Annotated in this window: 10 protein-coding genes; 5 read left to right on the top strand and 5 right to left on the bottom strand. The window is 44.3% G+C overall.

All coding sequences use genetic code 11. From position 1 onward, the window contains the following. The first annotated feature begins 109 nt into the window (after nt 1-109). The 3 genes from DW205_RS20700 to nadB all read left to right on the top strand — a co-directional run bounded on the left by DW205_RS20700 (nt 110) and on the right by nadB (nt 6,134). Nucleotides 110-1,204, top strand: a complete 1,095-nt coding sequence (locus tag DW205_RS20700; RefSeq protein WP_233523169.1) for a RagB/SusD family nutrient uptake outer membrane protein — start codon at nt 110-112, stop codon at nt 1,202-1,204. A gap of 16 nt (nt 1,205-1,220) precedes the next feature. Beyond that, entirely contained in the window at nt 1,221-4,409 is a 3,189-nt protein-coding gene (locus DW205_RS20695) for a SusC/RagA family TonB-linked outer membrane protein (protein WP_005863711.1), read from the top strand. A gap of 153 nt (nt 4,410-4,562) precedes the next feature. After that, nucleotides 4,563-6,134 (top strand): L-aspartate oxidase, encoded by a 1,572-nt coding sequence (gene nadB / locus DW205_RS20690; RefSeq protein WP_005860322.1) that lies wholly within the window; start codon nt 4,563-4,565, stop codon nt 6,132-6,134. Nucleotides 6,135-6,209: 75 nt separating this feature from the next. Here the strand turns inward: nadB and rbr are convergent, their stop codons facing one another. Next, nucleotides 6,210-6,788 (bottom strand): rubrerythrin, encoded by a 579-nt coding sequence (gene rbr / locus DW205_RS20685; RefSeq protein WP_008777696.1) that lies wholly within the window; start codon nt 6,786-6,788, stop codon nt 6,210-6,212. Nucleotides 6,789-7,077: 289 nt separating this feature from the next. On the opposite strand from rbr, the gene DW205_RS20680 reads away from it, so the two are divergent. After that, entirely contained in the window at nt 7,078-8,757 is a 1,680-nt protein-coding gene (locus DW205_RS20680) for a SulP family inorganic anion transporter (protein WP_005860327.1), read from the top strand. Nucleotides 8,758-8,810: 53 nt separating this feature from the next. Here the strand turns inward: DW205_RS20680 and DW205_RS20675 are convergent, their stop codons facing one another. The 4 genes from DW205_RS20675 to DW205_RS20665 form a co-directional block, all read right to left on the bottom strand. Further along, nucleotides 8,811-10,256, bottom strand: coding sequence for a PA14 domain-containing protein (locus tag DW205_RS20675; RefSeq protein WP_005863716.1), 1,446 nt, complete (start codon nt 10,254-10,256; stop codon nt 8,811-8,813). Between the two features lie 104 nt (nt 10,257-10,360). Beyond that, the gene (locus DW205_RS22400) at nt 10,361-10,519 is read right to left on the bottom strand and encodes a hypothetical protein (protein WP_005860331.1); all 159 of its coding nucleotides are present in this window, start codon (nt 10,517-10,519) and stop codon (nt 10,361-10,363) included. 68 nt (nt 10,520-10,587) lie between these two features. After that, a complete protein-coding gene (locus tag DW205_RS20670) occupies nt 10,588-11,043 on the bottom strand; it encodes a hypothetical protein (protein ID WP_005863718.1) in 456 nt (151 codons plus the stop codon). 112 nt (nt 11,044-11,155) lie between these two features. Continuing rightward, on the bottom strand, nt 11,156-11,743 hold the full coding sequence (locus tag DW205_RS20665; RefSeq protein ID WP_005860336.1) for a DUF5025 domain-containing protein: 588 nt from the start codon (nt 11,741-11,743) through the stop codon (nt 11,156-11,158). A gap of 228 nt (nt 11,744-11,971) precedes the next feature. On the opposite strand from DW205_RS20665, the gene DW205_RS20660 reads away from it, so the two are divergent. Continuing rightward, nucleotides 11,972-12,403: a hypothetical protein gene (locus tag DW205_RS20660; RefSeq protein WP_005860338.1), complete on the top strand. Its 432-nt coding sequence runs from the start codon at nt 11,972-11,974 to the stop codon at nt 12,401-12,403. Nucleotides 12,404-12,422: the final 19 nt, after the last annotated feature.

Genomic DNA, 12,422 nt, shown 5'->3' with positions numbered 1-12,422 from the left:
ACATTTTTAGAATGAAAGGGGGAGTTTATCGAATGCTTACGATTTACCCAAGGCACCCTCTAAGAATTACGAGGGACGTATCACCCAAGGAGCGGCGGCCGTATTATTGATGAGGCTCTATTTTAACGCGTCTTGGTACATCAATATACCGATGTGGGAACAGACCGGAGCGCTTTGCGAACGGATTATCAACGGAGAGTTCGGCACTTACTCTCTCACCTCGGAATGGACCGATTTATGGAACGCAGGCAATCAAGATTGTCCGGAATTAATCTGGTCTTATCCCCAGTCCCGGCAAGTAGGATATGACGATTTTTACTATCTGTTTTTTATGCACTACCAAGCGCCCGAACGATTCGGCTGTGGCAAGGATTTGCCGGCGGCCTATAATGGTTGTCACCTCAGTCCCTCTTACGATCCATCCGGCAAGCCCTACCCTTATACGTTAGGACGCACGTTTTCCAAATTTCCTGATACGGATCTCCGGAAGAAGAACTTCAAGGTACTCTCACAAGGCATTTACGAGGGATTATTCCTCTTCGGACCCCAACAGATATACAATAGCGACCAGCTTCAGTATGGCGCCGAGGAATGGGGAAACTACCCCCTCATTTTCATAGATCAAGTAGCACGTTATTCCGACCATCTATCCGATACGGAAAAGAAAGCGCTCACAGATAAACAATTATCTTCCGATACGCCGTGGATCATACAAGATAAAAGATTCACCTCCCTCGCATCCAATATCAAGACCGGCGAGGAGAATACAGGTATCCGTATCGTGAAATATCCGCTTTATCCATCCGGAGACGTGGGGCTGATGGCGAATAATCTGGTAGTGTTACGGCTAACAGAGGTTTATTATACGCTGGCGGAAGTTTCCTTTCGTCTGGGTAATCCAGCCAAGGCCGAGGCGATCTTGAACCAGATACGCAAACGATACTATGCGCCGGAAGACTGGGAACAAGTACGCTATCCGGAAGATGGCTCCGTCCTTACCGCACAGGAATTATTGGATGAATGGGGACGTGAATTTCTAGCGGAGAAACGAAGACGTACCGATTTAAACCGGTTCGGCCTATTCACGACCGGTATCTGGTGGGATAAGCAACCCTCCGATAGTTATCGCCGGTTCTATCCGATACCTGCCCGGGCGATATCGGCCAATCCCTTATTGAAACGCTCGGAAGGATATATCTATTAACCGTTTAATTCACCCTATGCAAATCAAGATATACATATCATTCTTAATAACGGCTCTGTTCCTTTGCGTCCCGCATACACGGGCCCAAGAGATCGAGGTTCCCATCACCTTGAATGAACATGGGACTCAATTAAGGGATGTATTGCGGAAAATAGAGCAACAATCCCCTTATCTTTTCCTATACAACGAGACTCAGTTGGATATGAAACAGAAAATCAATGAGAAAATAACCTCGCCGGATATCCGTAAAATACTAGACCGGCTATGCGGACCGATCGGGATACGCTATGAGATCATGGACGTACAAATCTTGTTGATGCCTAAGATCGATACAGGGAAGCCCAAGCCCTATCCAGTCCCGGTTACGGGTTATATCACGGATGAGAAAGGGTCTCCCATGGAATTTGTCTCGGTAATCGACCTTCTTTCCGGTAAAGGAGGACTAACGAATGAGGAAGGGTATTTCCGCTTCTTTACGGATAAGGATTCGTGCCGGCTACAAATCTCCCATCTGGCCTATAAGCCGGAGCTAAGGACGGTAGGGCCCGATAACCGTCATTTACAGATCCAATTGATACCGGCCGTCTTTAATTTGGACGAGGTAGTAGCGATCGGCTACGGAACCTTGGCACGCAAGGAGCTGACATCAGCCGTGGGTTATGTATCCTCGGAACGGTTCTTATCCGGGAAGGTCAACAATCCCATCCAAGGCATCAAAGGATTGATCGCCGGAATGAGCATCTCGGGATCTTCCTTGTCCGATATAAACTCGATACCGGATATACAGATACGGGGCGCCGGGTCTATTTTGGCCGGAAACAATCCGCTAGTCGTGGTAGATGGGGTACCCGGAGTATCCTTGAATAGTTTATCACTAGCCGAAATCGCCTCCATATCGGTATTAAAAGACGGATCTTCCGCCGCCATTTACGGATCGAACGGGGCTAACGGAGTGATCTTGATAACGACCAAAAGCGGTAAAAGCTCGGATAAGTTGCAGGCCAATTACCAAACCTACCTAGCGGCCGCTCACGAATATAATAGACCTCGTGTCCTTTCGCCCGAAGCCTTTGTAGCAGCCGGGAGAGACGCTGATCTAGGGTACCATACGGATTGGCAAGCCGCTTTGATACGTTCCTGCCCCTTGGAACAAAATCATGATTTATCCATTCAAAACGGATGGAAAAGCGGGGCGTTCCGTATCTCCATGAATTACAGGGACGGACAAGGGTTAGACATCGTATCCTCCCGCCGGGAGTACGCCTTACGTACCCATATCAGCCAAAACCTCCTCTCCGGCTATCTGGAGTTAACCGTATCGCTCGCTTACAAAAAACAACATTTGCGCCTAGGTAACCATACAGCTTTCCAACAGGCGATGCTAGCCAATCCTACCGCCCCGATCTATACCGATGAGGAGGAGACGGAGTATCTCTATCCTTCCGGTTTCGAGCGGGATAATCCCGTAGCCTCACTAAAAGAGGAAAACCGGCAACAAGAGAACCAGTTTATGACCGGCTCGCTAACCGCACGGATCAACTGGAGCAAACCTTTTTACTCCACCATTATGCTCGCCGAGAACCGGGAAGAGAGTGAGGAAAATGTCTATTGGACCTCACGGGCCAAAGAATCCGTAGACAATAACCGGAAAGGGCGAGCGGATCGTACCTCTTCCAAATATGTAAACCGGACGCTAGACTGGACGAATCATTACGATAAAGCGTGGGACCAGCACACGGTCAAAGCGATGATAGGCTATTCATTCCAACGTTGGGATCATTCGGGAATGAACGCCGGAAATGCCGACTTTCCTACCGACTTCTTCACATGGAACAACATAGGCACCGGTTCTTACCTTACCGATGGAAAAGCGACTTTAAGCTCATTCAAGAATTCCAGCAAGTTGATCAGTGTCTTTGCCCGGTTTAATTATTCCTACCGGGACTTATTGATGCTTTCCGCTTCGTTTCGCAGGGAAGGTTCCAGTAAATTCGGGGCGAATCATAAATGGGGCAACTTCCCTGCCCTTTCGGGTGGTATACGCTTGAGCGAGTTACCCGCCTTCCAAACGGAATGGTTGGACGATCTTAAATTCAGGGTTGGTTACGGGGTATCGGGCCGCCATAATTTCTCCCCTTACCAATCGCTAGAGACGTACGCCGGAGCGGGTAAAGTCATGGTAGATGGCAAATGGATACAAGTATTCGGACCTAGCAATAACCCCAATCCGGATTTACGCTGGGAAAAAAGCCTGCATACCAACATAGGCGCCGAGGCGATCTTATTCAACTCCCGCCTCATGCTCTCCTTGAATCTATTCAAACGTACGACAAAAGATCTCCTGTTTGTTTACAACGCGATCAAGCCTCCCATGATCCATGACAATATCACGACAAACGTAGGTACTATCGACTCCAAGGGATTGGAATGGGAAATGAACTGGCTACCCGTGCGTACCAAGAACTTTCAATATTCGGCAAGCCTCACCGGTAGCCTATTGAGCAGTACGCTGAAAAGCCTTTCCAACAACCAGTTCAAGCTAGGCTATACCTATCTGTATGATCTTCCCACCCCCGGATTACCCGGCCCGGCTATCCGCTTGGAGGAGGGAAAGCCAATCGGCTCCTTTTTCGGTTGGCGCTATGCCGGAACCGACGCCGAGGGTAATATCTTGGTATGGAGCAAAGACGGGAGAAAGATCCCGACCACGGAACGAACCGAGGAAGACAAGAATTTTACCGGCAACGGCGTACCGAAAGTGCAGCTCTCTTTCAGCCATACGTTTACTTGGAAGAATTTTGATTTACGATTGTTTTTCACCTCTTGGCTGGGGTACGACCTGTTGAATCTGAAACAAATGTACTACGGGCTACAAAACGTACCGGTTACCAATCTTTTAGAAGACGCTTATACCCGTAACGACGCCATCAAGGGAGACAAGATCTATTGCGATTATTTTCTTGAGAACGGTAATTTCCTGAAATTAGAAGAATTGACCTTGGGATATAAAATTCCTCTCCCAGACAATAAATGGATTCAATCGTTACGCTGCTATTTCTCGGTAAATAATGTATTTACGCTTACCGGATATACCGGAGGCGATCCCGCTAATATCAACGTGAATGGCGTAGAACCCGGTATCGAGACCACTTCCATCTATCCTGTAGCCCGTACCTTCACGCTGGGATTATCCGTCCAATTCTAAAGACCTCCACTGCAAGCCGGGTTGCAGTAACACAACCCGCAAGGCTCTATCCGGGAAACCTGTAGTCAATATTTATTTTGTACGAAAAGCAAGCGCAAAAGGAACAACCTAATCAGTTAATTCCTAACTTTGTGAGCCTAAACAGTAGAAAACATGGTACAAAGATTCGATTACTTAGTGATAGGCTCAGGAATCGCCGGTATGAGTTTCGCTCTGAAAGTAGCCAATGAAGGCAAGAGCGTAGCACTTATCTGTAAAGCCGGACAAGAAGAAGCCAACACATATTTCGCGCAAGGAGGTATCGCTTCCGTAACCAACTTGAAAGTAGATAATTTCGAGAAGCACATAGAAGACACGATGATCGCCGGCGATTGGATCAGCGACCGGGCAGCCGTGGAGAAAGTCGTGCGCGAGGCCCCTGCCCAGATCGAGGCGCTTATCCGATGGGGAGTTAATTTCGATAAGAAAGAAAGCGGAGAATTCGATCTGCATAAAGAAGGAGGACACTCCGAGTTTCGTATCCTGCACCATGCCGACAATACGGGAGCCGAGATACAGACGAGCTTGATAGAAACGGTAAACAACCATCCCAACATCGCCGTATTCACGAACCATTATGCGGTAGAGATTATCACCCAGCACCATATGGGCATTATCGTCACCCGCCATACCCCCGGTATCAAATGTTTCGGTGCCTATGTATTGAACGAGGATACGGGCGAGGTACATACTTTCTTGTCAAAGATAACCGTTATGGCGACAGGCGGTTGCGAGGCCGTTTACCGGAATACGACAAACCCGCTGGTAGCTACCGGAGACGGTATCGCCATGGTTTACCGCGCGAAAGGCTCCGTAAAAGATATGGAGTTTATCCAGTTCCACCCGACCGCCTTGTATCATCCGGGCGACCGTCCCTCTTTCCTCATCACCGAGGCGATGCGCGGATATGGAGCTGTATTGAGAAACCTTGGCGGCGAGGAGTTCATGCATAAATATGATCCCCGTCTTTCCTTGGCTCCCCGTGATATCGTAGCCCGTGCGATCGATAGCGAGATGAAACAACGGGGTGAAGACCATGTCTATTTGGACGTGACGCACAAAGATCCGGAAGAGACGAAGAAACATTTCCCCAATATCTATAAGAAATGCCTCAGCTTAGGGATCGATATCACGAAAGATTACATCCCGGTAGCCCCTGCGGCCCATTATTTATGTGGAGGTATCAAGGTAGACTTAAACGGGCAATCCAGCATCCGTCGCCTATATGCGATCGGAGAATGTTCTTGTACCGGCCTGCACGGTGGTAACCGCTTAGCTTCAAACTCATTGATCGAGGCAGTTGTATATGCCGACGCCGCGGCGAAACACTCATTAAGCGTCATGGATCGCTATGAGTTTAACCAAGATGTACCGGAATGGAACGATGAGGGAACGATCACCAATGAAGAGCGTGTATTGATCACCCAAAGCATGAAAGAGGTAAACCAGATCATGGAAGCGTATGTAGGTATCGTTCGTAGTAACACACGTTTGATCCGTGCGTGGAACCGTCTGGACATTTTATATGAGGAGACAGAGAGCCTTTTCAAACGTTGTAAAGCATCCCGTGAATTATGCGAGTTGCGTAATATGATCAATGTAGGTTATTTGATCACTCGTCAAGCGATGGAACGGAAAGAGAGCCGGGGATTACATTATACGATTGATTACCCACCGATTAAATAATTGAAAATTGAGAATTGAAAATTGAGAATTACTAACTATGTTAATTCTCAATTTTCAATTCTCAACTTTTAATTATCAATAGTTCTGTTTCATCGGTTCGAAATAAGCTTGCGGATGAGCGCATGCCGGACAGTTAACCGGAGCTTTCTTGCCCTCGAATACGAAACCACAGTTGCGACATTGCCACAAGATAGCCTCAGCTTTCTCAAATACCGTACCTGTTTCTACATTATTCAATAACTTACGGTAACGATTCTCATGCTCTGCCTCTACCTTAGCGATCATCTTGAAAGCTACAGCGATAGCGGGGAAACCTTCTTCCTCTGCGATCTTAGCGAACTCAGGATACAATTCAGCCCACTCCTCATTCTCACCAGCTGCCGCGGCTGCCAAGTTCTCAGCGGTTGTTCCGATTACGCCCGCAGGATAAGAAGCGGTAATCTCAACCATTCCACCTTCCAAGAATTTAAAGAAACGTTTAGCGTGTTCCTTCTCTTGCTCGGCTGTTTCCATGAAAACACCTGCGATTTGCTCGTAACCTTCTTTCTTGGCTACGCTAGCGAAAAATGTGTAACGACTTCTTGCCTGAGATTCTCCGGCGAATGATTTCAATAAATTCTGCTCGGTACGTGTACCTTTAATACTTTTTTCCATAATGCTAATTTTATGTAGTAAATTAATGAGTCTGTTTTGTATATCGTTTTTCTTATGACCGATCAAAAGTAAGAATTTGTTTCCAAACATCGATTACGCAAACATTAAATAATATCTATCTCTCAATAGATATCACTTATTTATCAAGGAAAAACTTCTCCTCCTTTATACTATGAAACAACAAATCCTCCTAAATTGTTTACACAAAACCGGAATGCGTCTTTAGATTTTTTGCATCTTCTTTATTTTATTAACTTTGCATCCTCAAATCAAACAGGCAAGAAGAAAAATGAAGAACAAATTTGATTTTCAGCCCAAACTCTTTACGGCGCTGAGAAATTATTCCAAAGAGAGGTTCATGACGGATCTCATGGCGGGTATAATTGTCGGCATAGTTGCCCTACCACTCGCCATCGCTTTTGGTATCGCCTCCGGGGTAAGTCCGGAGAAAGGGTTGATCACGGCTATTATCGGTGGATTCATTGTCTCCCTTTTAGGAGGCTGCAACGTACAGATCGGCGGACCTACCGGAGCGTTTATCGTGATCGTTTATGGCATTATACAGAACTTCGGTATCGAAGGGCTTGCCATCGCTACCGTCATAGCGGGTATTATTCTGGTATTGATGGGCGTGTTGAAGCTCGGTACCGTGATTAAGTTTATCCCCTACCCGATTGTCGTAGGTTTCACGAGTGGTATCGCTATCACTATCTTCACGACACAAATGAAAGACTTATTTGGATTGACTATGGATAAAGTCCCCGCCGATTTCATCTCTAAATGGATCGCATATTTCGGGGCGTTCGATACGGTTAACCCTTGGGCATTCGTTATCGGTATCATTAGTATCCTGATCATTACGTTAAGTCCGAGGCTAACGAAGAAAATTCCGGGTTCCTTGATCGCTATCGTCATCATGACGATCGTTGTTTACATTATGCGTAATCATTTGGGTATTACAGGTATCGAGACGATTGGAGACCGGTTTACTATTAACGCTTCCTTGCCAGCCCCGGCTCCGATCACGTTTAATATGGAAACTATCAACTTATTGCTTCCCTCCGCCTTTACGATCGCTATCCTTGGGGCTATCGAGTCTTTATTATCCGCTACGGTAGCGGATGGTGTGACAGGCGACAAGCATAATTCGAATACGGAACTAATCGCCCAAGGCGCGGCGAATATCATCGTTCCTATTTTTGGCGGTATTCCCGTGACCGGCGCCATCGCCCGCACAATGACCAATATAAATAATGGTGGACGAACTCCGGTTGCCGGTATTATTCACGCCATCGTATTATTATTGATCTTGCTTTTCCTCGGACCGCTTACCAAACACATTCCAATGGCTTGTCTGGCTGGCGTATTGATCATCGTATCCTATAATATGAGTGAGTGGCGTACGTTCCGTTCCTTGATGAAAAACCCGAAAAGCGACGTATCCGTCTTGTTGGTGACTTTCTTCCTGACGGTTATCTTTGATCTTACGATCGCTATCGAGATCGGTCTTTTGATCGCCATGTTATTCTTTATGCGCCGTGTGGCCGAGACCACGCATGTATCCGTCACCACGGATGAGATCGATCTTTCCGACGAGGGCGAGATTCATCATGACGAGGAAGTCCTCTCCCTGCCTAAAGGTGTAGAGGTATACGAGATCGATGGTCCGTTCTTTTTCGGCGTAGCGAATAAGTTCGACGGCATCATGAAAAGTATGGGAGATAAACCGAAAGTCCGCATCATCCGTATGCGTAAGGTTTCGTTCATAGATTCTACCGGTCTGCATAACTTGGAAAGTCTTTTCCGTCTTTCCGAGGCAGAGCATATCCATATGATACTTTCCGGGGTCAATGAACATGTACACCGTGTATTGACAAAATCCGGATTCGATAAGAAGATTGGCGCAGAAAATATTTGCAGTAATATCAATGAGGCGGTAGAGAAAGCGAAAGCTGCCGTACAAGACTAAGATACTATCAGACAGTGGGAGACGCAGCATGCTGCGTCTCTACAACTGGATATTTATTCCGGTAAATAATACCAGTCCTCTGGTAAGACAGCTTCCTTTATTTTACGGCAGGAAACCCCGACCTCCAAGGCCTCGCCCATATAATCCTCGAAATACAAAACACGTAATTCGTGGAAACCAGCGTCTAACGCTACCTTTCCTTTCGCTATACGAGCATTATGAGAGCCATCATTATCAACAATAGCTTTACCGTCTATAAATAGTTTGGAACCATCATCCGAATACGTATAAAAGCGATATACACCTTTTTCAGGGATATTTATCAACGTACGGAACTCATAAGCGAAATGATCCTTGGCCGGAGCCTCCTGAATGGAGATATTTTTCATCGTACCCTCTTTCACTTTTGTCCCGGAAGCGATCTGATCCGTATGTTTAAACTTGCCTTCATAATAGGTATAAGCTACCCCGTGCTTTTTAGGTTTTACCGTTTTGGCGGGTAAGAATTCCATCGTTTCCTCATCCTTAGAGGTCAGGCCAGACGGATAATAATACGTATATTCCTTTCCGGACGAGGTACGAATCCATGAATCAAACTCAAACTTGCCCTCACGCAATTCAATGATACGGCCACCCCGCTCGAAATCTCCATAAGCGTCCCATCCGGATACACGCCCGAAAGCTAGCCCCACGTTATATAACATTCCTATATAATCGTTATCATGATCGTGCCCGGCGAAAGTAGCCATCACATCCTTCATTTCCACCAAGGAAGCGAAGAAGCCCGTGTTGATCTTAGGAGAGGCGATTCCCTCTTCTTTCTGTCCTAATGTAGTCTCCGCCCCAACGATCTCATTATATTCCAACAGAGGAATATGGAAAAAAGCCAAGGCTGGCAACGGTTTGCCGCCATTTTCCTTGGTATAGCGCATACTTTGCTCACGATACCAATGGATCTGGTCGAAATGAATCCAATCATACGTGCCATAATCCTTCAGCGTAGGATAATCGTTGGAGTCGATACAATACAATAAGGCCGCCGGTTTCTTTCCGTCCGAACTGTAGACCGGTACCACATAGTTTCCGGCTCCATGGATATCACCCGGTCCCTTCTCGCCCATAAAATAAGGTGATTTACTAAGCATGGCATAAATCTCGTCCTTGGAGACGATCTCCGCGTCATGATTTCCCATCATGACCGTAAACGGTATCTTGGCCTCCTCAAAGATCCCGATCACCGACTTCCATCCTTCCAAACCGGGGTTTGCTGTCACCACGTCGCCCGTCAGCATTGCCACATCCGGATTCTCCGCCTTTAATACGGATTGTATCGTAGCGACTGTCTTAGCGCATTTAGATGATTTCTGATCCCAATGAATGTCTGTAAATTGGACGATCTTGAATTTCCCATCCTTGAAAGCAAGCTGTTTTTGCGCGAATAAGCTCATCGGGGCACAAAAGCACAACAAGGCTATCGCTAATAAAAAAGTCTTTTTCATGTTCTTCGATTTAGTAATTGGGGGCTAAGTTATAAAAAAAAGAGAGCGATGTATAAAAACAGGCTCTCTTCCTTATGTTAAATGCCACAATGAAACCCTTGCTGTCAAACAAAAGCTATATACATATCCGCAAGCCGGGTTTTCCTGTCAAAATGCGGGATCTCTTTTACTATTTTCTCACAATCCTCAAGGCTCATTCCTCCTTTAGGTTCCCCCCAGTACCAAAGTTTAGGGGTATTCTGTTTTTTACTTGTTGACTCCATAATTCTCGTTGTTTTTATCGTAAGACAGGAAACGCTCAAATACCCCTATCCTCAAAATATATAAAAGATTAAAATAATGTGAATTTATATCCAACCGACAACCCCAATTTCAAATCCCGGTCATTGACACAATTCTGGAAATAGTTCACTCCCACATAAAATCTTTTTACCTCTATACCGGCCGCCGCCGTAGCTCCCAGATTCCAATATTCACCACTACCGGTGTAAGCACCCGCATTTAATCGGAGATTCACTTTATCGCTCAACGGAATATGAAAAGAAGCATACACGGGTACAAAAAAATCAATATTCCAATCATCTCCATATGAAAACGAATTCCCTGCGGTATGCAGCAACAATCCCGTTTGTATAGAAAACAACCGTGATTGTGGAAAGTTTATATACGCCCCCGTCTGAAGCCCCCATCCATCTCCTCCTAGTATTCCGGTACGAGCTTCTATATCAGCGGCCTGCGATCGACCAAAAGATAAAAGCAATATTAACAGAACAAACAACTTCTTCATTACTTACAAGGTATTAATATTAATATTTAGATTGAATAAAAGTTCGACATATCATGATATAGAACTCCCATTCAATCTAAATATTGCTTCTATATCATTATTCGGCTCCAAGTTAGTGTATTCCGAATATAGCGTCTTTTATGACGATCGAATCTTCCGAATTCTCTATATTATATAAAATACCTTCCATCTTCCCTTCAATATAAGGGGTACCACTTCCCTCATGAAAACGAATACTATCCACTTGTATCCGAAATGAAGATTTCAGTGGATGATACACTATTTTAGCGTCATCTTTCGTGATCCTAACAGTAGATTCTATCTCTTCATTCAATAATTTACCCTTATCGATCAGATATTCTCCTTCTCTCAATGGAATCAATGAGATCCTCAGCATAGGATAAGGATAGTCAGAGATATGCACTCCTAATGGTATCTCCCAATAGAAACCGCTTAAATCGGTATTTACCTCCTGCCAAAAATTTCCATGATCAATGAAAGAATGAGAGTTCGACTGATTAGCTATAGAAATATCTTGACTATTCACCTTTCCTTCAAAGTACCCCAAATAGTAAGGAGTTTCTTCAAAAGAAGTATCCTCATCCTTGTCACAAGAAACGAATGAGAATAGTAAAAGAATGAATAAAGAAAAGATGAAACCTGCCATCATTCCTTTTTTAGCTTCATCCCAGTAAAGCATAGAGATATTCCGTTTTTCAGTTGTTGATTCCATAATGACTATTGTTTTCTTATAAGACAGGAAACCATCAAATACCCCTATCCTCAATGTATATAAAAGATCACAATAAAGTAAACCGTATTTTATTATTTCTATTTTACACAAAAAGACATTAATTATATTTTTACATATAGCCTATTACAATATATTCACTACATTTGAAATATTAATCAACATAAAATATAAGCCATGCAAAAATCATCATTTAATAAACTTAGCATTTTACTATTTATTATAGTAATTCTATCTTCTTGTAATAAAGATAATGGCATAGAAGAGATTAGTGAATCATATATTGAAATAAAAGTGCTTAGAATTAGCAAAGATAACACAAAAACACCTATTTATAATGCAATAGCATACATTTATTATGATATAGCACCTATTGATCTCGCAAATTACACAGATAAAGGGAATGGTATATACTCTAATGGTAAAAATACAATTATACCTAATCAAGTAAAAAGAACAAATATAGATGGCTATCTAGAAATAAAACCAGAAGAAACTATTCATTCTATTACAGTTTTCATCCATGACACTAATAGTAATATGATTTCTCACTCATATTGGTCAAACCGTCAAAATCAAATAAAAGAAACTATTACATTTTATTACTAATTATATTTAAGATATGAAG

Source organism: Parabacteroides sp. AM17-47 (assembly GCF_003434625.1).
Taxonomy (GTDB): domain Bacteria; phylum Bacteroidota; class Bacteroidia; order Bacteroidales; family Tannerellaceae; genus Parabacteroides; species Parabacteroides distasonis.
This window is presented reverse-complemented; position numbering and strand designations above follow the sequence as displayed.